The 25555-nt window shown below is 62.9% G+C and carries 24 protein-coding genes, 1 tRNA gene, 1 pseudogene and 1 riboswitch; of the genes and pseudogenes, 11 read left to right on the plus strand and 15 right to left on the minus strand.

Features of this window, described 5'->3' with window-relative positions:
- Positions 1–19: 19 nt before the first annotated feature.
- Positions 20–1177, plus strand: a pseudogene (locus NTU39_RS02030) (cysteine desulfurase family protein); the annotation flags it as partial.
- On the opposite strand, the gene gcvA reads toward NTU39_RS02030, so the two are convergent.
- Positions 1101–2129 carry a transcriptional regulator GcvA gene (gcvA, locus tag NTU39_RS02035; protein ID WP_257959082.1) on the minus strand — a complete coding sequence of 343 codons (1029 nt, stop codon included), beginning with the start codon at positions 2127–2129 and terminating at the stop codon, positions 1101–1103. The pseudogene NTU39_RS02030 and the gene gcvA overlap by 77 nt on opposite strands.
- Before the next feature lie 167 nt (positions 2130–2296).
- Between gcvA and NTU39_RS02040 the strand changes: the two genes are divergently transcribed.
- The 3 genes from NTU39_RS02040 to NTU39_RS02050 all read left to right on the plus strand — a co-directional run bounded on the left by NTU39_RS02040 (position 2297) and on the right by NTU39_RS02050 (position 5502).
- Entirely contained in the window at positions 2297–3073 is a 777-nt protein-coding gene (locus NTU39_RS02040) for an SDR family NAD(P)-dependent oxidoreductase (protein WP_257959083.1), read from the plus strand.
- 20 nt (positions 3074–3093) lie between these two features.
- Entirely contained in the window at positions 3094–3840 is a 747-nt protein-coding gene (locus tag NTU39_RS02045) for an SDR family oxidoreductase (protein WP_257959084.1), read from the plus strand.
- A 192-nt stretch (positions 3841–4032) separates the two neighbouring features.
- A complete protein-coding gene (locus NTU39_RS02050) occupies positions 4033–5502 on the plus strand; it encodes a catalase (protein ID WP_257959085.1) in 1470 nt (489 codons plus the stop codon).
- A gap of 72 nt (positions 5503–5574) precedes the next feature.
- Here the strand turns inward: NTU39_RS02050 and NTU39_RS02055 are convergent, their stop codons facing one another.
- The gene (locus tag NTU39_RS02055) at positions 5575–6108 is read right to left on the minus strand and encodes a hypothetical protein (RefSeq protein ID WP_150664000.1); all 534 of its coding nucleotides are present in this window, start codon (positions 6106–6108) and stop codon (positions 5575–5577) included.
- 2 nt (positions 6109–6110) lie between these two features.
- Positions 6111–6683 (minus strand): restriction endonuclease, encoded by a 573-nt coding sequence (locus NTU39_RS02060; RefSeq protein WP_257959086.1) that lies wholly within the window; start codon positions 6681–6683, stop codon positions 6111–6113.
- A gap of 154 nt (positions 6684–6837) precedes the next feature.
- A riboswitch (Fluoride riboswitch) is annotated at positions 6838–6916 on the plus strand.
- Between the two features lie 167 nt (positions 6917–7083).
- On the opposite strand from NTU39_RS02060, the gene NTU39_RS02065 reads away from it, so the two are divergent.
- Positions 7084–8397, plus strand: coding sequence for a voltage-gated chloride channel family protein (locus NTU39_RS02065; RefSeq protein WP_257959087.1), 1314 nt, complete (start codon positions 7084–7086; stop codon positions 8395–8397).
- Here NTU39_RS02065 and NTU39_RS02070 read toward each other — a convergent pair.
- The gene (locus NTU39_RS02070) at positions 8394–9335 is read right to left on the minus strand and encodes a DUF72 domain-containing protein (protein WP_150664003.1); all 942 of its coding nucleotides are present in this window, start codon (positions 9333–9335) and stop codon (positions 8394–8396) included. The two genes, NTU39_RS02065 and NTU39_RS02070, sit on opposite strands and share 4 nt — an antisense overlap.
- 176 nt (positions 9336–9511) lie before the next feature.
- Between NTU39_RS02070 and NTU39_RS02075 the strand changes: the two genes are divergently transcribed.
- From NTU39_RS02075 to NTU39_RS26875, 5 genes are all read left to right on the plus strand, one after another.
- Positions 9512–11596, plus strand: a complete 2085-nt coding sequence (locus NTU39_RS02075) for an ATP-dependent helicase (protein WP_257959088.1) — start codon at positions 9512–9514, stop codon at positions 11594–11596.
- Positions 11583–12080 carry a GNAT family N-acetyltransferase gene (locus NTU39_RS02080; RefSeq protein ID WP_257959089.1) on the plus strand — a complete coding sequence of 166 codons (498 nt, stop codon included), beginning with the start codon at positions 11583–11585 and terminating at the stop codon, positions 12078–12080. The genes NTU39_RS02075 and NTU39_RS02080 overlap by 14 nt, the downstream gene beginning before the upstream one ends.
- A 207-nt stretch (positions 12081–12287) precedes the next feature.
- Positions 12288–13070 carry a bestrophin-like domain gene (locus tag NTU39_RS02085; protein ID WP_150664006.1) on the plus strand — a complete coding sequence of 261 codons (783 nt, stop codon included), beginning with the start codon at positions 12288–12290 and terminating at the stop codon, positions 13068–13070.
- Positions 13071–13194: 124 nt separating this feature from the next.
- Positions 13195–13476, plus strand: coding sequence for a DUF1653 domain-containing protein (locus NTU39_RS02090; protein WP_150664007.1), 282 nt, complete (start codon positions 13195–13197; stop codon positions 13474–13476).
- A 289-nt stretch (positions 13477–13765) separates the two neighbouring features.
- Positions 13766–13936 carry a DUF6726 family protein gene (locus NTU39_RS26875; protein WP_306592201.1) on the plus strand — a complete coding sequence of 57 codons (171 nt, stop codon included), beginning with the start codon at positions 13766–13768 and terminating at the stop codon, positions 13934–13936.
- 253 nt (positions 13937–14189) lie between these two features.
- On the opposite strand, the gene NTU39_RS02100 is transcribed toward NTU39_RS26875, so the two are convergent.
- The 8 genes from NTU39_RS02100 to NTU39_RS02135 form a co-directional block, all read right to left on the minus strand.
- On the minus strand, positions 14190–15362 hold the full coding sequence (locus NTU39_RS02100; protein ID WP_150664009.1) for an alpha/beta fold hydrolase: 1173 nt from the start codon (positions 15360–15362) through the stop codon (positions 14190–14192).
- Positions 15363–15501: 139 nt separating this feature from the next.
- Positions 15502–16914, minus strand: a complete 1413-nt coding sequence (locus NTU39_RS02105; RefSeq protein WP_150664010.1) for an HdeD family acid-resistance protein — start codon at positions 16912–16914, stop codon at positions 15502–15504.
- Positions 16915–17156: 242 nt separating this feature from the next.
- Positions 17157–18491, minus strand: coding sequence for an argininosuccinate synthase (argG, locus tag NTU39_RS02110; protein WP_150575224.1), 1335 nt, complete (start codon positions 18489–18491; stop codon positions 17157–17159).
- A gap of 197 nt (positions 18492–18688) precedes the next feature.
- Positions 18689–19585: a LysR family transcriptional regulator gene (locus NTU39_RS02115; RefSeq protein ID WP_257959091.1), complete on the minus strand. Its 897-nt coding sequence runs from the start codon at positions 19583–19585 to the stop codon at positions 18689–18691.
- Positions 19586–19700: 115 nt separating this feature from the next.
- Positions 19701–20549 carry a DMT family transporter gene (locus NTU39_RS02120; RefSeq protein WP_150664012.1) on the minus strand — a complete coding sequence of 283 codons (849 nt, stop codon included), beginning with the start codon at positions 20547–20549 and terminating at the stop codon, positions 19701–19703.
- A 249-nt stretch (positions 20550–20798) separates the two neighbouring features.
- On the minus strand, positions 20799–20960 hold the full coding sequence (locus NTU39_RS02125; RefSeq protein ID WP_174984545.1) for a hypothetical protein: 162 nt from the start codon (positions 20958–20960) through the stop codon (positions 20799–20801).
- 121 nt (positions 20961–21081) lie between these two features.
- Positions 21082–22059: a pyridoxamine 5'-phosphate oxidase family protein gene (locus NTU39_RS02130; protein ID WP_257959092.1), complete on the minus strand. Its 978-nt coding sequence runs from the start codon at positions 22057–22059 to the stop codon at positions 21082–21084.
- Positions 22060–22140: 81 nt separating this feature from the next.
- Entirely contained in the window at positions 22141–22827 is a 687-nt protein-coding gene (locus NTU39_RS02135; protein WP_257959093.1) for a glutathione S-transferase family protein, read from the minus strand.
- 144 nt (positions 22828–22971) lie between these two features.
- On the opposite strand from NTU39_RS02135, the gene NTU39_RS02140 reads away from it, so the two are divergent.
- Entirely contained in the window at positions 22972–23871 is a 900-nt protein-coding gene (locus tag NTU39_RS02140; protein ID WP_257960029.1) for a LysR family transcriptional regulator, read from the plus strand.
- A 138-nt stretch (positions 23872–24009) separates the two neighbouring features.
- Here the strand turns inward: NTU39_RS02140 and NTU39_RS02145 are convergent, their stop codons facing one another.
- The 3 genes from NTU39_RS02145 to NTU39_RS02155 all read right to left on the minus strand — a co-directional run bounded on the left by NTU39_RS02145 (position 24010) and on the right by NTU39_RS02155 (position 25548).
- Entirely contained in the window at positions 24010–24309 is a 300-nt protein-coding gene (locus NTU39_RS02145) for a hypothetical protein (protein ID WP_150664015.1), read from the minus strand.
- A gap of 268 nt (positions 24310–24577) precedes the next feature.
- A tRNA-Val gene (locus tag NTU39_RS02150) sits at positions 24578–24654 on the minus strand.
- Between the two features lie 93 nt (positions 24655–24747).
- Positions 24748–25548 carry an NYN domain-containing protein gene (locus NTU39_RS02155; RefSeq protein WP_150664016.1) on the minus strand — a complete coding sequence of 267 codons (801 nt, stop codon included), beginning with the start codon at positions 25546–25548 and terminating at the stop codon, positions 24748–24750.
- Between the last annotated feature and the right edge of the window lie 7 nt (positions 25549–25555).

Raw genomic sequence — 25555 nt, forward strand, 5'->3', positions numbered from 1 at the left:
TTTTTGGCGGGGGCCGATCATGCGCGAGAACGAAACACTTCACTACTTCGATTACGCTGCGACAACGCCAGCGGACGCCTCCGTCATCGCGGCGATGGCCGACTGTCTGGGCATCGACGGTGTTTTCGGTAATCCCGCGTCCAGTTCGCATTCTGCAGGCGTGAGCGCCCGCCGTCTCGTGGAACGCTCGCGTTCGCAGGTCGCGTCGCTGATCGGCGCAGATGCGGCCGAGATCGTCTGGACGTCCGGCGCGACCGAATCGAACAATCTCGCGCTCAAGGGCTATGCCGAGTTGGGGCAGGCGCGCCCGCATCTCATCACCAGCGTGCTGGAACACAAGGCGATTCTCGATACGATGGCGTGTCTGGAAAAGCGCGGTATGCCCGTCACCTATGTGAAGCCCTCGGCGACCGGCGAGATCACGGCCGAGATCGCGGCGGCGGCGCTGCGTCCGGATACGGGGCTGGTGTCGGTGATGCTCGTGAACAACGAACTGGGGACGCTGACCGACGTCGCGGCCATTTCGAAGGTTGTGCATGCCGCAGGCGCGTTGCTGCACGTGGACGCCGCGCAGGCGCTCGGCAAGACCCCCATCGACGTGAAGGCCATGGGCATCGACATGCTGTCGATGTCGGCACACAAGGTGTATGGCCCGAAGGGCATCGGTGCCCTGTATGTGAGCAAAGACGCGATGCCGCGCATCGCGCCGCAGATGCATGGTGGCGGCCATGAGCGCGGCCTGCGCTCGGGCACGCTGGCGACACATCAGATCGTTGGCATGGGCACGGCGTGCGAGTTGGCGATGCAAAACATGACGGTCGACACCCATCGCATCGAAGCGCTGAGCCGTCGTTTGCTCGACGGTGTGCGCGTGCTCGATGGCGTGGTGCACAACGCCGCGAACGCCCGCCGCATTCCCCATACGCTCAGCCTGACGATCCGCCACCCCGGCTTCTTCACGTTCATGCTCAATGGCAATCTCGCGGTGTCGTCGACGTCGGCGTGCAATTCGGCCTCCGGGCAACCGTCGCACGTGTTGAGCGCCATCGGGCTGGACAGCGAAGCGGCGAGCCGCACCGTGCGCCTGAGTCTCGGACGGTTTACCTCCGAGGCGTCCGTCGATTTTGCGATTGCGTGCTTCGAGCGCGTGGTTTGCCAGTGCCGCGCGCTGGCGGCGTAATACCTTTGGGGGCACTGCGGTCGGTGCCGTCGGTGCCCAGCGCGGCGACTTCTTGCTGCAACCACTCGCGAAACGCCACGAGACGCGGTAGCGTGGCGCACTCCGCGCGATACACCACGTAGTACGCGAGCGGCGACGAACAATCGACCTCGGGGTAGAGTCGTACCAGACGATTCGCCGCGAGGTCGTCGCGCACAAGCACGCTGCGTGCGAGCGCAATGCCGTGTCCGTCGACCGCCGCCTGCAATACGGCCGCCGAGTTGTTGATCTTCAACCCGGCGCGCGTCTCCAGCGAGGAGAGTCCCGCCCGCTCGAGCCACGTCGGCCACGTCACGTAGCCGGTGCTTCGGTCGACGGATAAGTCGTGAATCAGCGTCATCCCCTTCAATCCCGCTAGCGTTTTCAATGCCGGATGCGCGCGCAATAACGACGGCGCGCAGACCGGAAATACCGCCTCGTCCATCAACTTCTCTGCCACCAGTCCCGGCCAATGGCCGAGTCCGTAGCGCACGCCGATATCGATGCCCTGTGCGACGAAATCCACCGGCTTAAGGTTGGTGTCGAGCCGCACGTCGGTGTCGGGCCACGCGGTCTGGAACCGGTCGATGCGTGGCAGTAGCCACTTCGCGGCAAAGGCCGGGCTGACTGCAACGGTCAGCACGCCGACGGTCGAGCCTTCGCGCAACTTGGCGAATCCCAGATTCAGACGGTCGAAGCCGTCGCGCAGATCGGGCAGCGCGCGCTGTGCGGCCTGCGTCGGCACCAGTCGCGCGCGTCCAGACGCGCTGCGCTCGAAGAGCGGCACGCCGAGCCATGCTTCGAGACTGCGGACCATCTGGCCGACGGCCGCCGGCGTCACGTTCAGTTCGCCCGCAGCCGCGGAAAAGCTCTGGTGTCGGGCGCTGGCTTCGAACGCGCGCAAGGCGTTCAGGAATACGGGCGCTTTCATGTGAGCCCCTATGAGAAAGATTTTCTTTCGATGCGACGCAGAATAACTGATTTGTGAAGCCATTGCCCGAGGCGAACAATGCGGTCATCGAAGGACGGCATTGTTTGCACAAGATGTGGATTACGAAACCGTCCGGCGACACCTCAACGTTTTCCGGGAGTCAGAAAATGCATAGTTTTTCTTCCAAGGTTGCCATCGTGACGGGTGGCGGTTCGGGCATCGGCAAGGAAGTGGCGGCACGACTCGTCGCTGCCGGTGCGAAGGTCGTCATTGGCGGGCGCGACGAAGCCAAGCTCAAGTCGGCCGCCGCGCAGATCGATGCGAGCGCTGCGAACGTGCGCTATCTGGCGGGCGATATCGCGCGTCCGGAGACGGCACAGGCGCTGGTAGATCTGGCGACGTCGGCCTTTGGCGGTGTAGACATTCTCGTGAATAACGCTGGCGTGTTCCGTCCGAAGGCGTTCCTCTCGCTAACCGAAGCCGATTACGACGGTTTCCTCGACATCATCCTCAAAGGCAAGTTCTTCATGGCGCAGGCGGCGGCCAAAGCCATGTCGGTGCGGGGCGGTGGCGCAATCGTGCAGACGGGGTCGCTGTGGGCATTGCAGGCAATCGGCGCGACGCCGTCCTCCGCCTACTCGGCCGCGAACGCGGGCGTGCACGCGCTGACGCGTAATCTCGCGATCGAGCTTGCGCCGTTGAACATCCGCATCAACACTGTCGCCCCCGGCGTTGTCGAAACGCCGGTCTACAACACCTTCATGAGCGACGACGAAGTGAAGGCGACCCTGCCCGCATTCAACGCGTTTCATCCGCTTGGCCGCAATGGTCAGCCGCGCGATGTGGCCGAGGCCATTCTGTTTCTTGCCTCCGACGCGGCTTCATGGATCACCGGTACGGTGCTGCCGGTGGATGGCGGCGTGATGGCCGGTCGCCACGCATAACCATCGTCAGGAGAATGCGAATGAAGCTCGAAGGCAAAACAGCGCTGATCACCGGCGCGACAAGCGGCATCGGTCTCGCGACGGCGCGGCTGTTCGTGGAAGAGGGCGCACGCGTTGTCATCGTGGGACGCGACGCCGCCAAACTCGACGCCGTACGTGCCGAACTCGGCGAGCGCATCGTCACGATTCAGGCGGATGTGCGAAACGTCGATGACCTGCGGCGAATGCAGGATGTCGTCAAGCAGACGTTCGGTGTGCTGGACGTCTTCTTTGCCAACGCGGGCGTCGCTTTCTCGACACCGCTCGATGGCACAACGCCTGCGCAGTACGACACGCTCATGGACATCAACGTGAAAGGCGTCTTCCTTTCGATGCAGGCGGTGACGCCCGTGCTGCGCGACGGTGCGTCGGTGATCCTGAACACCTCATGGCTGAATCAGGTCGGCACGCCGGGCTTGTCGTTGCTTTCGGCGTCAAAGGCGGCCGTGCGGTCGCTGGCGCGGACATGGTCGAGCGAATTGCTGTCGCGAAGAATTCGGGTGAACGCCGTAAGTCCCGGTGCGACGGACACCCCGATTCACGCGCGCGGGGGCGCATCGGCAGAACAGGTCACGCAGACTAAGCAGAAGATAGCATCGCGCATTCCCGTGGGCCATCTTGGCGCACCGGAAGACATCGCCCGTGCCGCGCTATTCCTGGCGAGCGACGATTCGCGCTACATGCTCGGCGCTGAAATTGTGGTGGACGGCGGGTTTTCCACGCTGTAGACCTTGCGACAGGTAGTCTGGGAGATGGGAAACGAGGGAGTGTTACTTGATCCATAGCAAGTTGACGAATATTCAACGCACTGGGTGCCGGGGAGTGCATTTCGCCGTCTTGTATTATGCTTTGAACGACTTGCGATATTGCTGACTCTAATTCTCTCCCTCTCCCCACCCACCTTCATGTCGGAGGTATGTATGAGCAAAGAGAAAGACCGTCTGGACACCGGCTCGACGACCGGTGCCGGTGCACCGGCGGCAAGCGACCGAAACACGCTTTCGGTCGGAGCGGATGGCCCGCTTCTGTTGCACGACGTTCATTTCCTCGAACAGATGGCGCATTTCAACCGGGAGAAGGTCCCCGAGCGCCAGCCGCACGCCAAGGGCGCAGGTGCCTTTGGCGTTTTCGAAACCACGGAAGATGTGAGCCGTTACACCAAGGCGTCGTTGTTCAAGAAGGGCGCGAAGGTCGACATGCTCGCGCGTTTCTCCACGGTCGCGGGCGAAGCCGGGAGCCCGGACACCTGGCGCGACGTGCGCGGTTTCTCCCTCAAGTTCTATACCGACGAAGGCAATTACGACCTCGTTGGCAACAACACCCCAGTCTTCTTTGTCCGCGACCCGATGAAGTTCCCGCACTTCATTCGCAGCCAGAAGCGTCTGCCGGACTCGGGCCTGCGCGACAACCACATGCAGTGGGATTTCTGGACGAACAATCCGGAGTCCGCGCATCAGGTGACCTATCTGATGGGCGACCGTGGTTTGCCACGCACCTGGCGTCACATGAACGGATATGGTTCGCATACCTACATGTGGGTCAACGCCAGCGGCGAGAAATTCTGGGTCAAGTACCACTTCCACACACAGCAGGGCATGGAGTTCTTCTCCAATGCAGAAGCTGCGACCATGTCCGGTCAGGACGCCGACTTCCACCGTCGCGATCTATTCGACGCCATTGCGCGTGGCGAAAACCCGAGCTGGATCCTGTCGGTGCAGGTCATGCCGTACGCGGACGCGAAGCAGTACCGCTTCAATCCGTTCGATCTGACGAAGACGTGGTCGCACAAGGACTATCCGCTGATCAAGGTGGGCAAGATGACGCTCAACCGCAATCCGGAGAACTTCTTCGCGCAAATCGAGCAAGCGGCGTTCTCGCCGGGCAACACCGTGCCGGGCATCGGTCTGTCGCCAGACAAGATGCTGCTCGGTCGTGCGTTCGCCTATAACGACGCGCAACGCAATCGCATCGGCACCAACTTCCACCAACTGCCGGTGAATCGCCCGAAGGTGCCGGTGCAGACGTACATGTTCGACGGTCACATGGCTTACGAACATAGCGGTAACGCCCCGGTGTATGTGCCCAACAGCGGTGGGCGTCCGTATGCCGATCAGACCGGTGCGGCCGAAGACGGATGGGAATCCGACGGCGCCATGGTCCGCAGTGCCTACACGCTGCACAAGGACGATGACGACTTCTCGCAGCCGGGCGACCTCGTGCGTAACGTGTTCGACGAAGCGTCCCGTACGCGTCTCGTTGAAACCGTCTCCGGTGCCCTGCTCGGCGGTGTTCGCAGTCCGGTGCTGGAGCGCGCGTTCGACTACTGGAAGCAGGTCGACGCTGATGTCGGCGCGCGCATCGAGAAGGCGGTGAAGGCTGGGAAGAAGTGATGCGTACTTGGTAACGCTGCATCGATGTCGATGACGGCGAGGACAATGCAAAGCATCGTCCTCGCCGTTGTTTTATGTGAAGAGTTTCTCGTCGAGTCGTTCAATTCGCTTTAGGATTCGCTGTGCCGTGGGCGTCGCGCGGAGCAATTCGCGAGTCTTTTCATCGACGCGAGCAATGATGTCGTCGACGGTTGACCCGGCTTCCCGTATCGCGCGATCAGGCTCATAGGAACCAATCAACTGGAGCCGGGACGTAGCCTTGTCGCGAAAGATTGATTCGAAGAGTTCCGGTGTCTCGAAAAGCATCCATTCAAGCGCAGGCGCTACGACCTCCACTTCGAATCGTCGCTCTGACGAATACAGAGACAGCATCTCCTCTGAATCGCCTTCCATGTCTAGGATCAGCTCCTCATGATAGGTATAGGCGTTGCGAATCAGCAGAAGTTGTAGTTCGTTCTCCCGTAGGATCGGCGCGGCATGGCAGTCGGCGAGCGTCTGACTCGTGCTCAGATAGAAGAGTGACGAGTCCACAATGTGTTGCGGTAGCCAGGCTTTGAGGAGCTTCGCGTCGTCCGATGATGGGCAAACGATATTTCGCTTCAACATATTCACGCTCCGCTGTGATTTGGTGAGATGTGGTAGTGCGTAGCGTCTTCCATACACGCACGAAGCTTGCTTTTTAGCGCGTCAGAGAAGTCTTTCCGACGAACGCAATGGTCGATGTCGCGACCGGTCCAGCACAAAATGGTTGATGGCTTGGTGAAGTTGACTAACGCAAGCGTTGATCGACTGAATTCTCCCGTGGTGAACAGACAGCCGATCAGCGCAGAAGGACGCCGCGCGAGTTGTCCCTGCAATTTCGCAATGGGACCGTATGCCAACTTCCGGCTCGCCCGACTTGCAGGCGTCGAATAGTCTTTGCATTCGATCATCGCGGCGATGTTGGCCACGTACACGACCCCGTCGATCTGCTCGACGTTCTTTGTTCCAAAAAGGTCGACGCTGTACGGCCATCTGACCTTCGCCCCACTCAACTCGAATCCCTTGATCACCAAATACTCAAGCGCTTTCCCCGGATCCCATCCGGGCGTTGAACACTGCCGGACGTCCCGCCACAAATCACCGACATCCTCCCACCCGTAATCCCTCACCCGCTCCACATATTCCCTGTCCGCCACCATGCTGTCCTCCGTGAATCTGAGGCCGATTCTAGGGGCGTGAGCCGGGGAAAAGCGGCGATTGGCCGATTTATCGGAATCCGCCGATCGGGTTCGGCATTTGGTCCCAAAAAATGTCACTTATTGTGAGTGCGCGCGGTTCCTGATAGCATCGTGACTGCTGCACGGAGATGGCATTCCTCCGGCGTTCGTTTCGCAAACCGCCCTGCAACGGGGCTGATGATGCCTGCAAGATCCTGGCGTGCCGGGAGGTTGCGGGCTATGCAAACGAGCGTTTTTCTCGTTCCCCTGAAGTCGCATTCCCCAGACCGTTCCCCTTCACGTTCAGGCCATGTGTCGACGGCATTGTTCGTCCTTGTTTGAACCTGTGAAGATGTTCCGCGATTCTCCTTTGTGGTCCTCCATGCGCGATCTGTTCGGCGTATTGCCGCGCGCTGCCCATGCGAGCGCGCTCGCAGCACTCGTCGGCGTGATGGCGGGCAGTGCATCGGCGTTCTTCCTCGTCGTGCTGGATCTTGCGACGAATACGCGCCTCGTCCACCCCTGGCTGCTATGGCTGCTGCCGCTCGCCGGGTTCGCGGTCGGCTGGCTTTATCTGCGGCTGGGCGCGAGCGTCGAAGCAGGCAACAACCTGCTGATCGACGAGATTCACGATCCCCGGCGAGTCGTGCCGTTGCGCATGGCACCCCTCGTGCTTTTCGGCACGGTTGTGACGCACCTCTTCGGTGGCTCAGCGGGACGCGAAGGTACAGCCGTGCAAATGGGCGGCGCGCTCGCCGATCAGTTGACGCACGTCTTCCGCTTGTCAGGCGAGCAGCGCCGTGTGTTGCTGATGTCGGGGATCGCCGCAGGGTTCGCGTCGGTGTTCGGTACGCCGCTCGCGGGTGCGATATTCGGTCTCGAAGTGCTTGCCATCGGCCGATTGCGTTACGACGCCTTGCTGCCGTGCCTCGTGGCCGCCCTCGTGGGCGACGCGGTGACCCGCGCGTGGGGCGCGCACCACACCGTCTACACGATTGCGCCGACGGCATTCGCGCCGTCGATCACGCTCGCCGGTGCCTTCAGTGCCGCGGCGGCAGGCGTGCTTTGCGGACTGGTCGGCATGGCGTTCGCACAGGCGACGCACGCCACGTCCGCCTTCATGAAGCGGCGTATCGCGTACGCGCCACTGCGTCCCCTCGCGGGCGGTGTGCTGGTGGCAGCAGCGGCCACGATGCTCGGGACGCCCCAGTATCTCGGCCTTGGTATTCCGACCATCGTCGACGCCTTCCATACGTCGCTGCCGTGGTACGACTTCCTCGGCAAGACGATCTTCACGGTGATCACGCTCGGAACTGGATTCAAAGGCGGCGAGGTGACGCCGCTGTTCTATATCGGCGCGACGATGGGCAATGCGTTGTCCCATGTGCTGATGCTGCCAGCGGCAGTGCTCGCGGGCATCGGCTTCGTCGCGGTATTCGCAGGGGCGGCGAATACGCCCATTGCGTCGACGTTGATGGCGATCGAGATTTTCGGTCCGCAGATCGGAGGCTACGCAGCTATCGCGTGCGTGCTTGCGTATCTGTGTTCCGGACACACGGGCATCTATCGTGCACAGCGTGTGGGCCACAGCAAACATGGTGCAGTGCCCGAAGGCACGCGACTCGCGGATCTCCCGGCGTGGCGCAAGACGCTCAGGGTGAATCCGTCATCGTCGGACAATGCGCATCGCCCTTAAGCACGCAGGCGAGCCAGCTCGGCGAGGGCACGTTCAAACGCAGACGCGTTTTTCATCCCCTGATCTTCGTGATTGGTGTTGAAGAGCACATGAGTGTCGTCGGCGAGCGCGGCGATCCGTTCGACGCGCGCCGAGATGTCGATCAGTTCACTCGCGCTGTACTCGTAGACGAAGCGGCCCGACGACGCCGTGATGCCTCGCCGGTTCCACGCGGCAGCATTGCGCCCGTGCAGACGCACGACGCACAGGTCGTCGCGTGTCGTGGCCCATACGGCGGGCACGGTGTTGTCGAATCCGCAGGGGCTGTCGACGATGGTGTGCGCCGCGCCCGTCTCGCGCAGCATGGCGAGCGTGGCTGCCTCGCGCGATGGCGTATCGAACCAGCTCCGGTGACGAAATTCGATGGCGTGGCGCTCCCCGTCCAGCCGTCGCGCGGTCTCGAAAACGAGGGCGCGTCCGGCGCGGTCGTTCTGCACCCTTGGCGAGAACTGGAAGTGGATGGCTGTCAGTTGCCCGCTTTGGCGCAACGGCTCGATGGCCTCGAGATAGCGTCGCCACAACTCGTCGCGCAACTCGGCAGGTATGTCGGTAGCGGCAATTTGTGCGCTTTCCGGCGATGCACGGTGGTGCTGCGCTTCATGTGACGGTAACGCTCGCGCGATATCGGACGGCAACGCGGCGACAGGCGTGCTGTGCCCGGTAAAGGCGCGAAACGCTTTGATGTGAAAGCGAAAGGCGGAGGGCGTGCGCTGCGTCCATCGCCAGGCAACGTCGGCGGCGGGCAGCCGGTAATAGCTGCTGTCGACCTCGACCAGATCGAACGTCGACGCGTAGTGGCGCAGGCGCGCGGCCGGTGTATCGACGCCCGGCGGGTAGAACCGGCCGCACGCGATGAGCGTGGGGTCGGTCCAGGACGACGTGCCGGTGCGGATTGTCATAAGGGCCGTAGGCGGGGTGATGAGTGTGGTGGGTGGTCAACGCGGGTGTCAGCGAGGATTCGTCCGAATTTCGCAAGGAGCTCGATGGGCGTAAAAGCCATCGTTATAATGTATAAATATACAGTACTCTTTGAGCGTACCTAACCCGTTTTCCCGCCGTTCATCCGCCAACTCGCATGTCAGAACAGCCGTCCGCCGCCGCCCGCGATCCTTGGGCCGAACTCAACGACCGTCAGCGTGAGGCCGTCGACTTCGGTGTGGGCGACGATGGCGCGCCCGGCGGCCCGTTGCTCGTGATTGCCGGGGCGGGGTCCGGCAAGACGAGTACGCTTGCGCACCGGGTCGCGAATCTGATCGTGCGTGGCGCAGATCCCAATCGCATCCTGCTGCTCACCTTCTCGCGTCGTGCCGCTGGCGAAATGGAGCGTCGCGTGGGGGCCGTGTTGCAGAAGGTGCTGGGGCTGGCGTCGACACAGCCGCCATCGCTGCCGTGGGCGGGTACGTTTCACGCCATCGGCGCACGGCTGCTGCGCGATTTCGCGCCACGTATCGGGCTGTCGGAAGCGTTCACCATCCATGACCGCAGCGACGCCGAGGATTTGCTCGGGCTGGTGCGGCACGATCTGGGTTTTTCCGCGACGCAGTCACGTTTCCCGCTCAAGGGCACGTGTCTGTCGATCTACTCGCGCGTGGTGAACAGTCAGGCGCCGCTGGCCGAAGTGCTTGCGAAGCATTTCCCGTGGTGTGCGCAATGGGAAGCGCAGCTCAAGCAGCTTTTCGGCGGTTATGTCGACGCGAAGCAAGCGCAGCACGTGCTCGATTACGACGACCTGCTGCTGTACTGGGCGGAGACGATGGGCGCACCGGAACTGGCGCGCGAGCTCGATGCCCGCTTCGATCATGTACTCGTCGACGAGTATCAGGACACCAATCGCTTACAGGCGCAGATTCTTCTCTCGATGAAACCGGACGGGCGTGGCCTGACGGTCGTGGGCGACGATGCGCAATCGATCTACGCATTTCGCGCGGCGACGATCCGTAACATCCTCGATTTCCCGGGCCAGTTCGCCGAGCCGGCGCACGTGGTGACGCTGGAGCGGAACTACCGGTCGACGCAGCCGATTCTCGATGCGTCCAATGCTGTGATCGCCGAGTCGAACGAGCGCTACGCGAAGGCGTTGTGGACGGACCGACCATCGGACCGGTTGCCGCAACTCGTCAATGTGAGCGACGAATCGGGGCAGGCGCGCTGGGTCGCCGATCAGGTGCTGGCACAACGTGAGACCGGTACGCGACTCACGCAACAGGCGGTGCTGTTTCGCACGGGCAGTCACAGTGCGGCGCTGGAACTGGAGCTCACCCGTCGCAATATTCCCTTCGTGAAGTTCGGTGGGTTGAAGTTTCTCGAAGCGGCGCACGTGAAGGACATGCTGTCGATCTTGCGATGGGCGCATAACCCGGCGAGCCGGTTGTCGGGTTTTCGCGTTGCGCAGTTGATCCCCGGCATCGGGCCTGTAAGCGCCACGCGCTTGCTCGATGCCATGGCGCAGTCCGCGACACCCGCGCAGGTACTGGCCGAGTTCAAGCCACCGTCGGGTGCCGCGACGCAGTGGCGAGCGTTCGTCGAAGTCTTCATGACGTTGCACGACACACGGCTGGCGTGGCCGGCAGATGTGGACCTGGCGCTGCGCTGGTACGCACCGCTGCTCACCCAACGTTTCGACGACGCCGCCGTGCGTCAGGCCGATCTCGAACAACTCGCGCGCATCGCCAACACCTACGGCTCGCGCGAGCAATTCCTCACCGAGCTGACGCTCGATCCCCCCGATGCCACGAGCGCGCAATCCGGTCCGCCGCTCCTCGATGAGGACTACCTGATCCTGTCGACGATTCACAGTGCCAAGGGGCAGGAGTGGCATTCGGTGTACGTGCTCAACGTGGTCGATGGCTGTATTCCCTCCGACATGAGCACCGGTGACGACGAAGACATCGAGGAAGAGCGACGTTTGCTCTATGTGGCGATGACGCGTGCAAAAGAGTCGCTGCAACTCGTTGTGCCGCAGCGCTTCTACGTCCATCAGCAAACCGGTCTGGGCGATCGCCATGTGTATGGCACGCGCAGCCGTTTCGTGTCCGACAAGATGCTGCCGCTGTACGACATTTTCCCCAAGCCGCGCGAGGACGATGTGCCGCGCGGACCGGTCGGCGACGTCACGGTGCACATCGACGTCGCGAGGAAACTTCGCAATGCCTGGTCCTGAACGTTGTCCCGACATTGTGCTGCGCGAAGCGCGTGCGTCCGATATCGATGCCGTGACGCAGCTTCTCATGCAGACGTATCGCACGACATGGGCGCCGATGTTGCGTCCGGAGGTGGCGGAGGCATTCGCCTCCGGTGAACGCACGCGTGCCTATGTGCAGGCGCATTGGTCTGAATTCGTAGTGGCTGTCTCGACTGCGTCGGATGACGATGTCCTCGGCATGGTGCACGTTGTCGGCGATTTCATCGATGCCCTGCACGTAACGCCTTCGCAGCAGCGACGCGGTGTCGGTGCGTTGCTGCTCGCACATGCGGAAGCGAAAATGCGGTCGCTCGGCCATCCGCTGGCACGACTCGAGACGGACACCTTCAACGTACAGAGCCGCGCGTTTTATGTCCGCAATGGGTATCGGGAAGTGGCCACCTATCCCGACGAGGAGTGGGACAGCGGCTTCACCACGGTGCTACTGACGAAAGCGCTTTAGGCGCAGTCTTCTGCGTCGCGCGGCGTTGTGAAATCTTTCGTCACGTTTCCGCTGTCAGGCGCGGAAATTTTCTAAAGTTGCCGTCTTCCGTGCATCAGGTATAGTCGCCGCATCGGCGGCGGAGCATTACGCTCACGCTGCCCGGAATACCTAAGAAATGGATTGTCGTCGCGGCATCGTAGATGTCGGAAGACACGGAGGCGATGGATGGTGGATCAGATGACGTTGCTGCCGACGGGGCTACTGCTCGTCGGCCTGGCGCTCGGCACGGCGGGGCTTGCCGTTGCCGTGGCCTGGCTCGCGCGCGTCGTCCTGTTCGACCGTCTCGCAGACCCGACGGAGGTGCGCGGCACGGTGGCTGACGTGGTCCACGGGAGCCTGCTTGCGTTCATCGTCTTTGTGCTTGCCCATGTGCTGACCGATGTGCGGGCCAACCTCGGCCATGCCGACGATCAGGCGTTGCACGAAGCGTCGGTGGTGCGACGCCTCGATCGTGAGCTGAAAGCGGTGGGCGACGCCGACGCGCAGTCGGCTCGTGTGCTGCTGCGCGGGTATGTGACCTCTGCCGTCACGGACGAATGGAAAACGTTGAGTACCGCCGATCCCGATCTCTCACCGGACACCGAATCTGCGCTGACAGCATTTGTCGGTGCCACGCGGCGCGTCATTGCGCGGCACGAAGACAGCGCGAGTTCGATACGTACGTTGCTGGATCGACTCGAAGAGGCGAGACAGGGGCGGTTTGAAAACGCGACGAAGACGGTGCCGGGCGTGTTCTGGTGGGTCATCTCGTTGTTCATGCTCGCGGCGATGGCGATGAACGGCCGCTATCCGGGGTCGTGGAAGAGCAATCTCATCATCGCCATTCACATGGGCGCGATCGGGATGGTGGTCGCACTCATCGTGAATCTGGATGAACCGTTTCGTGGCGCCTCGGGTATTTCGCCCGCGCCATTGGCGAAGTCGGTGGGAATCGTGGTGCCGCGCTGAGTTGCTGAAGCACTGAGGCCCTGAGGCCCTGAGGCCCTGAGGCGTCGAACTCGACGCTTAGGCAGGGTGTCTCATGCGCGGCGGCGCGCGGTAGTCGTATGTAGGAATGCAGGAGAAGAGAACGATGTTTTCGAATGTGCCAGCGGCGTCGGCGGAATCGACGCCTGAAATCGAGGCGTTTCGCCCCGGTGTCTATCGTCACTACAAAGGGAATTGCTATCTCGCGCTCGGCATTGCCCGTGCCGACGAGACGGACGAACCCGTGGTCGTCTACACACGGCTCTACCCGCGTGAAGGCTTGCCGATGAGCACGCGGCTACTGCGCATCTGGAATGAACCGGTGATGACGGAGAGTGGCCCGGTGGCCCGTTTCACGTACATCGGACACACGACGCCTCCCGCGTGAGGTATTTGTTCACTGCGCGCCGTCAACGACCGTAAGGCGATTGCCCGACCTCCGAACTGACAGAACTCACCCGAACCGCTGGTAATTCCGGCACCTAGCCCTTCTCAGGACGCCCCCCATGACGACGCTTCATACGATGAGCCGAAAGGCCGTCGCGACTCCTTACGCCCATACGGCCCGTACGATTGAGACGAGCGATGCATTCGCTCTGCGTGAGCCTCGCCGTTCGGCGGGTTCGGACGACTCGGACCTTAGCGGTCGGCGGGCATCGAAGCCCGCACCGCGCAATTTGCGTCGTTGGTGGGCGCTATTCGCGATTCTGCCGTTCGTGACGTCAGTGGCGGGATGTGGTTTGCTGGCGGCACCCTGCCGTGTAGTGTCGGCGGGGCTGAAGATCATTCCGGGGGTAGGGGGCGCACTGGCGACGCCGACGGATGCATGCGCGGCAGCCATCGACTGATCGTAGAAAGCGCTCGCAGAAAAAAAGAAAGCCCGCGCGTTGCGGGCTTAATCCATATCAGGAGGAGACATGGAGGAGACGAGTTCAGTATAGGACGACGTGTTGCATCGCACCATATGTATTTTTACGTAAGTGTCTCCATGTTGCGTAGGCGCAACGAAAAACAAATAATATAAAAATCAATGATTTGCGTCGCTTTCCGTGAGCGATGAGCTATCGTCGCGCCCCGTAGCTTTCCGAGTCGTTCCTCTAGTTATTGTGCGGATGCACGCTTTTTCGTCGACATCAGTTGCAGGATGAACGGCACCGAGTCGCGCAGTGACGGGTTGACCGTCGCGTCGTGATCGAGTCCGTCGTACATGCGCACCGTGGTCTTCGTGCCCGCCTTGGTGACGTCCCGCGCGAATGCCTTTTGCATGATGACCGGCACGTCGATGTCTTCCATTCCCATGCCGATGAACACCGGATGTTTAATGCTGAGCGTCGGATAGCGCAGTGACGGTGTCTGGCTATCCAGCAGCTTCTGAATACCCGGCTGCATGCTGTTCCCGGCGTTCAGACCGGCGGCCGTCGAGTGATCGGTCAGCGTATCGATGCACAGCGTGCGGGCCTCATCGAGCACCGGTAACGCCTGTGGAGAGAAGTACTTCGCGGGATTCAACGACGGATCGCGGTCGGCGGCCGACAGGAAGATGTACATCGCGTACGGAATCTTCGGGTCCGGCGCGCCCGGATCGGGCTGACCCGCGAAGAGGGTGGCAGCCGACGTCTGTGCATTGAAATACGGCGTGCCGGTAAGAACTGTGGCGATCACCTTCACGTCCGGGGCGTAAATCGGCTGAAAGCCTGCCGCGGCGAACGCTGCATGAGCCCCCTGCGATTGCCCGACGAAGATCACACGGTTCTGCAACGGAAAGACGCTGCGGGCGGCGAGCAGGCTGTCCAGCACGCTATACGCTTCGGCGCGGGCGTTCAGATAGTGATGCAGCCCTTGCGAACCAAGACCCGCGTAGTCGGGGGCGACGACCGCAAAGCCGAGCGACAGCCAGGTGCCGAGGTACTGAATGTCGCGCGTACTGCGCACGTTGAGCGACGGCGCACACTTGCTGGCAATGCCGACCGTGCCATGTGCCCAGACCACGACCGGCCAGCCGCCGGGCGGTGTCGGTCCCTTGGGCAGGAAGACGGCGCCGGTGTCTTCACGGGCTTCGATGCCGCCGACGCCGTCGATGGAGCTGTAACGGATACTGAATTGCTCACCGGCTTCCGGGAGTCCGTAGTCGGCTTTCAGTGGTTGTCGCTCGACAATCGCGCCATGCGGAATGGTGATGGGCGCGGCGTCGGGCGTGATCGCGTGTGCGGCGCGGCCGATGACCAGACTGGCGAACAGGGCGGCACTGACATAGCGCCACAGGCGATTGAGCATGTTGAACTGTCCTCGTATTGGGTAATGCGTCTGAAGCTCGGGCGGGCAGCGCTTACGCGTTGCCCGGATGCCTGCTGCTCTTGCGTGTGCCAATACGGGTGACGTTACACCGTCCCCTTGGGAAAGTCTCGATCCGACGTCAGCCGTGTGGTGCGTGAGATGCGTGCGTTGCGTTCTGCGCTTGCGATGCGGCTGCCTGCTCGGCCTCGCGCCATGCGCGGCGCGAGCGACGCATGCGACGCAACGCCAGCGAGGTCATCGTGATCCAGCCGAACGGACGCGGATCCACCAGCATGCTCACTGCACGCGCGTAATCGAGCACCAGACCCGGTGTCCAGGCCATCGTCTTCGCACGCTTGCGCAGTTGTGCGGCCACCCACAATTCGGGCGTAAGCCACAGGCGGACGAACGTCCACCAGCCAGCGTCGCCGCCGTCGTGCAACTGCCCCACACGGCCCTCGATCGCGGCTTCGAGCGCCTTGGCCACACTGCTTGAGCAGTTACGGTGCGTGAGGTTATAGGTGGCGTTCTGCTGATAGGTCTGCCAGAAAGCGCTCAATTGCTGCGGGCTGTAGTTGCGGATACGCACCTTGACCGTCGACGGGCACCACGCTTTCGACTCTGTGGCGTAGTTCGGCTGGAAGGTGCCGGGCACGTCGTTCTCGCGCGTCGCGCGCAGCAACTGTCCGAACTGGTCCGGCGAGCGGTCGATTTCCTTGGCGGGGTAAAGACTCACGTACACGCCTTCGTGACTCTCCAGCGCCGCGTGCCCCGTCGAGATCACGCCGTTCTTGTCGACAGCCGCGATGTAGCGATCGATGACCGGATGACGGCGCGCCGGTGCTTTGGACGACCCCGAGGGCGTCCACACGTGCACCGTGAGCGCTGGCTCGGCGTCGGTGGGTGGGCCGTCCCAGCGCGGCGCACGGGGGCGCTCGCTCCACAGGCGGCGCTTGTCTTCCGGGCTGCCGAGAATCTGTTCGACGCGGAAATCGCCGCGCATGCGACGCGCCCGCATCGCCAGCACGAGTACGTTCCACCCGGTGAAGACGAGTCCGAGTCCGATGGCGTACGGCAGGGTGCCCTTGTAGTGCGTCGGGTAGGGCTGATAGAAGAAGATCGCGACGACGATTTCCAGCGCACCGCCTGCAATGGCCCACGCCCAGCGCGGGTAGCGCACCACGTACGCCGCCACGCATTGCAGCAGGCCGTCGGCGAGGAACAGCGTGCCGAAGAGCATCGATAACCAGAAGTTGCCGTTGTGTTGATCGAACAGCAGGACCAGCAGTGCTGCAACAGTAAAGGTGCCGCCCTTCAGCCCCCGTACGAGACGCTGACCCCCCACCCCGATGGTGGCGATGGCAAGCGTCGCCAGTCCTTCGAGCAGCAGCAGCCACGCGAAGACCTTGAGCGGGAAGTGCACGACGCCGTCGAGTGCATCGACGATCAATGCCATGCCGAAGGCGAAGAAGATCGCGCCGATCCAGATCAGCGCCCGGGCCCGGCGACGCAAATAATTCACGCCAAGCAATAACAGAATCAGACGTACCAACGCAGGGTCTCCGACGCATGCGCGCGTCCCGGTGTCCGGGGCCGACGCGCACCCCGATTGCGGGGAGGGTTTCGATTAATTTGGGATGCGGCCTATTTTTGTGCGCATTTTCGTCCGTATCTTAGCGCGTCAAACGTGACAGGCCAAAAACAAAAGCGGCGCGCTCCTTTCGGGGCGCGCCGCCTGTTGCAGCAGGTAACACGTGGCGCACCGCTCTCGCGAGCGATGCGTCGGATGACCGCTTAGTCCTTCTTGCCTTCGAGCTGCGGCAGTGCGTCGTCGCTGGTCGACGTCAGCAGACCGGCCTTGGCGTACGTCATCAGCTTTTCGCGCGTGTCGACGATGTCGAGCGTACGCATCGTGAGCTGACCGATACGGTCGAGCGGCGTGAAGACCGAGTCGCCCTTTTCCATCGTCAGGCGCTCGGGCTTGTACGTCAGGTTCGGCGACGTCGTGTTCAGCAGCGAGTAGTCGTTGCCGCGGCGCAGTTCAATGGTCACTTCGCCGGTCACGGCGCGGGCCACCCAGCGTTGAGCCGTCTCGCGCAGCATGATCGCTTGCGGGTCGAACCAACGGCCCTGATACAGCAGACGGCCCAGACGGCGGCCGTTCTCGCGGTACTGCTCGATGGTGTCTTCGTTATGGATGCCGGTCACGAGGCGCTCGTAAGCGATGAACAGCAGCGCGAGGCCCGGAGCTTCGTAGATGCCGCGGCTCTTGGCTTCGATGATGCGGTTCTCGATCTGGTCGCTCATGCCCAGGCCGTGACGGCCGCCGATACGGTTGGCTTCTTCGAACAGTTCGACGGCGTTGGCAAACGTCTTGCCGTTGAGCGCCACCGGCTGGCCTTCTTCGAAGCGCACGGTGACTTCTTCGGCCTTGATCGCGCAATCATCGCGCCAGAACGGCACGCCCATGATCGGCTGAACGATCTTGATGCCCGAGTTCAGGTGTTCCAGATCCTTGGCTTCGTGCGTCGCGCCAAGCATGTTCGAGTCCGTCGAATAGGCCTTCTCGACCGACATCTTGTAGTCGAAGCCGTTGGCGATCAGGAATTCCGACATTTCCTTGCGGCCGCCGAGTTCGTCGATGAACGTCTGGTCCAGCCACGGCTTGTAGATTTGCAGGCCCGGGTTGGTCAAGAGACCGTAGCGATAGAAGCGCTCGATGTCATTGCCCTTGTAAGTGCTGCCATCGCCCCAGATATTGACGCCATCTTCCTTCATGGCAGCCACGAGCATCGTGCCCGTGACGGCGCGGCCGATCGGCGTGGTGTTGAAGTACGTGACGCCGGCCGTCGAGATGTGGAACGCGCCCGATTGCAGGGCGGCGATGCCTTCGGCCACGAGTTGCGCACGGCAGTCGACCAGGCGGGCGTTCTCGGCACCGTAACCCATCGCGCGACGCGGGATTTCTTCGTAGTCGGGTTCGTCCGGCTGACCCAGATTGGCCGTGTAAGCGTAGGGAATCGCGCCCTTTTGGCGCATCCAAAGCAGCGCAGCGCTGGTGTCGAGACCGCCCGAAAAGGCGATGCCGACCCGTTGTCCCGTGGGGATGTGTTGCAGAATCGTGGTCATCGGCGTGAAAAAGCTGGGTTTTTAACCTGTCAAGTATCCCCGTCCGGGCTATGGATGGTCAAGTCTGATGGCCTTTTGGGCGCGATCCGATCATGTTTTCTCCACCATTCATCCACCATTTATCCGCCATTTGTCCGTGACTCCGGTCGGATTCCCGCACGCCGGGATGACATTCCCACGCTGTCATCCCTCACCGTTCACCACTGCGTGCCCGCGACGCCGCACGCCGCCGCCAGAAAGTCCGAAAACGCCCGGATCACGAGCGATGCCTGACGATGCTGCGGGTAGACGACATAAATCGACGACGGCGGTGGTTCGAAGTCGTCGAGCACCGTCACGAGACGACCGCCCAGCAAGGCGGGGGCGACGATAAACACCGGCAGCCACGTCACGCCAAGCCCGGCCACCGCCGCATCGCGCGCCAGCTCGCCGTTGTTCACGCGGAGCCGTCCGGACACCGGAATCTCAAGCGGCTGCCCGTCGCGCGAGTAATGCCAGCTCACGCGCTGGCTGTGACCGTAGGGCAGCAACGTGTGATTGCTCAAATCTTCAGGCGTTTGCGGCGCACCGTGGGTTTCGAGATAGCGGGGACTGACGCACGTGACCATGCGCATGGGCGCGACCGTGCGGGCGATCAGCGACGAGTCGGCCAGCGCGCCGATACGCACCGCCACGTCGTAGCCTTCGCCGATGATGTCCACCGTGCGGTCGTTCAGTTCGAGTTCGATGGTGACGTCGGGATAGGTCGTGAGAAACGACGGAATCGCCGAGCTGAGGAACATCGTCCCGAACGACATCGGAGCAGACACCCGCAAATTACCGCGCGGGCGCTCCCCCTGACTGCTCACCGCCAGATTCGCGGCTTCCACATCGTCAAGGATGCGTCGGGCGCGCTCGTAATAAACTCGTCCGAGATCGGTCACGGCCAGTCGTCGGGTCGTTCGCAGCAGCAGGCGCACGCCGAGCGATTGCTCCAGCGAGGAGATGCGGCGGCTCACGAACTGCTTCGAGAGTCCGAGTTTCGCCGCCGCCCCGGTAAAGCTCATGGCGTCCACGGCGCTGACGAAGATGCGCATGTCGTCGAGCAGGTCCATCGGCAAGATTTCCGTCTTCAATAAATTGCGGGTGACAACGAGCGCACTTCGATGCGCATTGTCACCCTGAGAAAGACAATCTTAGCCGAGATGCCGACGGCGTTCGCGACGCAAGCTATCGGAGCGCCAGCCGCAGGCCCATCAGAATCGCGGCGGTGCCCGCGACGGCCAGCGTCGTCGGCCGGTGCCCGAAGATGCCCCAGTCGAGCAGTGCGGTCACCACGGGCACCAGATAGAACAGGCTCGTCACCGTCACCAGATTGCCGGACGCGATCATTCGGTAAAGCAGCAGCGTCGCGCCGACCGAAATCACGAGACCCATGTAGAGCAGCGGCAGCCAGAAGCCCAACGTGTTGTCGATGTGCCACGGCTGCGTCGGCGCGACGAGCAATGCCAGCGCCAGTCCGACCGCGTACTGCAGCGGCAGCACGTCGAGGGGCGTTTGTCGCGACCCTTTTTGCGCGAGCGTGCCGAGCGTCATGCAGGCGAGCGCGGTGAGCGCCCACACGGACCCCGCTGCCGATAGCCGTGCCGACATCAGACTTTGTGCGACCACGAGCGCCAGCCCGACCAGCGCGACCGCCAGCCCCAACAGACGTCGCGCACTATGGCGCCGCTCCAGCACCACGAGCGTGAGAATCGGCTGGACGCCAAGCACCGTCGCGAGCGCCCCCGGGGTGATGCCGCTGGCGAGCGCCAGCAGATACGACGCCTGATAGCCGCCGATGAGCAGCACACCGGTGCCCGCCACCTGCCAGCCGGTGCCGGGTGCGGGCCACCATTGGCGACGGGTCAGTGCGATCAGCGTGAGCGCCGCGAACGCGACCCCCAGACGGATGACGAGAAAGGCAAACGCCGACGCGTGCGCCAGCCCCCATTTGGCGGCCAGTGCGCCGCCGCTCCACAACAGAACAAACAAGAGCGTCGCGCCATGGCGGCGCAATGCAAGACCATCGAGTTGCATCGATCTTCCCCTGAGCAGCGTGTCCGGTGTGGCGTGCAATGTTTGTGCCGCGACGTCATGACGAGATCGCTCACGTCGCGCGCCTGAAGTGGCACACAACCGGGGCGACATAATCTAGACGACAGCATCGAGGCATCGACACAAGATCATCGCGGCTGGCGCAATGCGCGCAGACCACTTGAACCCGCTGAAATTCGAATGAAAAAGTGTTGTGCCGGGTGACGGACACCCAGCGAGCCGTGTGTGGCGTCAGGCCACGACCACGTCGGCGACCACCACGGTGGGCGGTGCCACGCCGGACGGCGGGGGAGGTGCCACGGCTGCAAAACGTCCGCGCAGTCGAGCACCGACACCGCGTTGCGGCGGCGAAATCGATGCTACGGCGAGGTGGACGAATGCGTGAGCAGTCATGGATCGATGGAGGGATCGAATGGGTGTTGATTCGAATGTCGAATCACGCCCGTCACTCGACGAGCGTGGACACACTTTACACGGAGGTATCGACGCGGGCAAGCGCCCAACGTCGCGTGCGTCAGGCGGTTGGCCACGCGCCCGTGCGCTCGACGCTGGGTGATGCCTCGCCGTCGCGCCAGGCGGCCGGTAGCGCACCTCGTACGCGTCGCACTTCGCGCACATGCAGACGCACCAGCCGCAGCGCACCTTCGAAGCCGCTTTGTGCTTCGTCGTGCCAAAGGACTTCGGCGTCTCCTGCGACGTGCAAGAAGTCGCCCGACGCGAAGTCGACGAACACCAGCCCGGCGCGCGGGTTGGCGTGCAGATTGCCGAGCGTGTTGTAGAACGAGTTGCCGCGAAAGTCGGGCCACACCAGCGTGTTGGCGTCTTCCACGCGCACGAATCCAGGCTTGCCGCCGCGATGCGAGACGTCGGTGCCTGAACTGCGCGCTGTCGCGCCATCGCCTGCGTAATGCGTGGCGATGAAGAACGTGTCGGCACTCGCGATTTGCCACTGCGCGTCCTCGTCGAGTGAGCTTTGCGGCGGTTCGGCCACCGGTGGCGCATCGTGCGCTTGCGGCGTTGCTTCGCGCTTGCGGATGTACTGCGGGCAGTTGCCGAAACTCTGGGCGACCCGCAGCGTGAACCCTTGCGCATCGACTTCATCGATGGAGCCGTTGACGCGATTGCGACGCCGCGTCGAAGGCTCGATCCCCAGCAAGCCGATCGGTGCGCCCGACGTCACCGCGCCGTAGAGCGGATCGGTCGGGGGCGGAAACGCATTCACACGCAGCAGCGTCGGATCGGGCGAATGCGCGAAGCCGGGGGTGCCGCTGAGCAGCGTGGCCCACGGCTGATCGTCGGCGTCCAGCCCGCCCATGACGAGAAACGGCAACTGCGCGAAGAACTGGCGATGCTGATCCGGCATCGCGAGACGAATCACGCGCGCCCCCACCTCCGCCATCTGCTCACGGGAACCTGCGAGCGTCTGCACGTACATTTCGCCTGCGTGAAAGGGCGATTCCAGTTGAAGCGGTGACGGGGTGGGGGCGTTCATGATGCTCTCCTTCGGTTCAGGCGGCGCTCGGGCAATGCATCAGGCACTGCACAGGCGACGCGAGCAGCCTTCATTCAGTCGTTATGCGGCAACGGCGTTCAGACCGCACGCCGTCGACGGCATCGGCACGAAACGCGGCAGCGCTTCGATGCGCGCCAGCCAGGCGCGCACGGCCGGATACGGTTGCAGCGACACGTTGCCTTCGGGCGCATGCGCCAGGTACGTGTACAGCGCGATGTCGGCAATCGTCGGCGTGGTGGCCGTGACGAACGGCATGGCGTTCACTGCGGTGAGATGCGCTTCGAGACGCGTGAGCAGCAACACGCCACGCTCGACCATCGCGGTTGTATCGACGCCACGGTTGAAGACGACCGCCACGCGCGCTGCCGCCGCGCCGAACGCCAGATCGCCAGCGGCCACCGACAGCCAGCGTTGCACGTGAGCAGCAGCCACCGCATCCTGCGGCAGCCAGGCGTGCTTAGCGTCGTAGCGGGTCGCGAGGTAGACGAGGATCGCGTTCGAATCGGCGAGGATCACACCGTCGTCGTCGATGGCGGGCACCTGACCGAACGGGTTGATGGCGAGGTACGCAGGTTGCTTGTTCTCACCGGTCGCCAGATCGACGTCGATGGCCTCATACGGCAAGTCGAGCAGATTGAGCATCAGCTCGATGCGATGACAGTGGCCCGAGAGCGTGAAACGGTAGAACTTGATCGGACGCGCAGGGCGGGCGGGCGCGTAGGCGTGAATATCGGTAGGGCGGGTCATTGGGCATCTCCGTGGGTGAGTGGATGCGGCAGCGCCGGAGTCGGAACCGTCACGCAATAAGCCAATTCTCCATCCAGTCGATTTCCGGATAAATGGCGTGAACTTGATTTGACTACTCCGAAAAACGGAGTAATCATGCGCCGCATGGACAAACTTCGCGCAATGCAGACGTTCGTTGCCATCGTCGATCAGGGCAGCCTGAGTGCGGCGGCACGCGCGCTCGATTCGTCGCTGCCCGCTGTGGTGCGGACGCTGGCGGCGCTTGAAACTTCCCTGGAAGTGCGGTTGCTCAATCGCACGACGCGCCGCATCGCCCTCACGGAAGAGGGGCGCACCTACCTCGACACCTGCCGTCAGATCCTCAGCGAGTTACACGAGGCTGAGGCGCGGCTGGCGGCGCGTCACGAGGCGCCGAGCGGTACGCTGGTCATCACCGCTCCGGTGCTGTTCGGACAGATGCACGTCGCCCCGGCGATGTTCCGGTTCCTGCGCGCGTACCCGAACGTCAAATGCAGGCTCCTGCTCAACGACCGCGTGGTGAATCTATGGGAGGAGGGCATCGACGTCGGCATCCGGATCTCGCCGCTCGACGACTCCACGCTTGTCGCGCAGGGCATCGGGGCGATTCGCCGCGTGGTGGTCGCGAGTCCCGCGTGCATTGCGGAGCAGGGCGAAGTGGCGCATCCGCGCGATCTGCTCGGCAAGAACTGCATCCTCTCGCACGGCGGTGGTTACGGCCAATGGCGTTTCTGGGAAGGGGGACGGGAGTTCGTCGTGCCCGTCGACGGCAATCTTGAAATCAGCCACGGCATGACGGCCGTCGAAGCGTGCGCCGACGGCATGGGCTACGGTTGCTTTCTGTCGTATCAGGTGGCGCAGGCGATGGACGAGGGGCGGCTCGTGCGCGTATTGAAGGACTACGAAGGACCGGCGCGACCGGTGAACATCGTCTATCCGCATGCGCGCCTGTTGCCGTCGCGCACACGTGCGTTCGTGGAGTGGATGAAGCGGGAATTGCCTGAAGTGGCGACGCGGTGGCGCTGACGTGACGTCGCGTCGAGCTAGTCGACGAGCGAACGTCAGATAAAAGAACGCGGAAAGCGACGGAGCCGCTTCCCGCTAAAAAAGCCCGCCGACGCCAACCGGCGGGCCGCTTCGTTCTTTTGTCAGTTCAGGCGAGTATTAGTCGCGGTCTTCGCGCCAGCCACGGTGCCAGCCGCGATCGTGACGACGCTCCTCCCAGCGGCGCTCGCGCCAGTCGTCATAACGGTCACGACCGTAGTACACCACCGGTTGCGGCGCGCGATATACGGGTTGTGGGGCCACATACACCGGTTCCGGTGCGACGTAGACCGGCTGCGGCGCCACGACGACCGGGGCAGGCACGCCGAGATAGAGGCCGACATCCACGTGCGCCGAAGCGGCGGTGGAAGCGACGGCGGCAGCGGCGCCAAGGGCAGCGATGATCAGAATGCGTTTCATGGTGTCCTCCATGAGTCCTGCTTTTGTTGATTCGGTAGTGGCGTTGGCCACGTTGTTGAAACCGTTGAAGCCAGTCTAGCGACGGCCTTGCGTAGCAGGTGCTACGAGTGTGTTGGGGATGTGTCGTTTTGTAACGCCGGTGGACGGCGCGGCGCGCGGAACGCGACGAACATGGAATGCGACGAGCGGTGGTCGACGAAAAAATCGGGCGCAGAAAACACAAAAGGCGTCACACGAAATTCGCGTGACGCCTTTTGCATTTAATCGTTGGTAGGCTCGATTGGATTCGAACCAACGACCCCCACCATGTCAAGGTGGTGCTCTAACCAACTGAGCTACGAGCCTAGAAAGACCGCGAGTATATGGGGTATTTCTGAGGCTGGCAAGCGTTTTGCGAAAAAATCTTAACGAAACGCGCGTGGATGCCCCGTCGCGTGCTCATTCTCCCCGCTTGGCGGCGGCACCCGAAGCACCGCGCTTCGGCTTGATGCGCACCCAGATACCCTTGTTGCCGCCGCTGCCCGAGCGCTGTTCCACGTCGAACAGCCCGATGGTCGCGACGAGATCGCTCAGTTTGCCGAAGCCGTAGTTGCGTGCGTCGAAGTCGGGCGCTTGCTTCGCGATGTGACTGCCCATCGCGCCGAGGCTGGCCCAGCCGTCTTCGTCCGACACGCCGGTCACGGCGTTGCGCAACAGCCGAACGAGCCGTGCGTCGCGTTTGAGTTCGGCGGCGCTGCGACGCTTGCGCGGTGTGGGCGCTTCGTCGTCGTCCGGCTCATCGTCCTGACGCAGCAGTTCGGTGTAGATGAACTTGTCGCATGCGGTGACGAAGGGCTGCGGTGTCTTGCGCTCACCGAAGCCGTACACGATCAGGCCCTGTTCGCGAATGCGCGACGCGAGCCGCGTGAAGTCGCTGTCGCTGGAGACGAGGCAGAAGCCGTCGAAGCGCCCGGTGTAGAGCAGATCCATCGCGTCGATGATCATGGCGCTGTCGGTGGCGTTCTTGCCGACGGTGTAACGGAATTGCTGGATGGGCTGAATCGAGTATTCGAGCAGGCACTTCTTCCAGCCGTCGAGATTCGGCTTGGTCCAGTCGCCGTAGATCCGCTTCACGCTGGCGACGCCGTACTTGGCGACTTCGGTGAGCAGACCTTCGACGATGGCGGGTGCGGCGTTATCGGCGTCGATGAGCACGACGAGCGTGGGGCCCTGAGCGGCCACCGGTGTTGTCACGGGCATGGCGGGG

Source organism: Pandoraea commovens, from assembly GCF_024704525.1.
GTDB lineage: Bacteria > Pseudomonadota > Gammaproteobacteria > Burkholderiales > Burkholderiaceae > Pandoraea > Pandoraea commovens.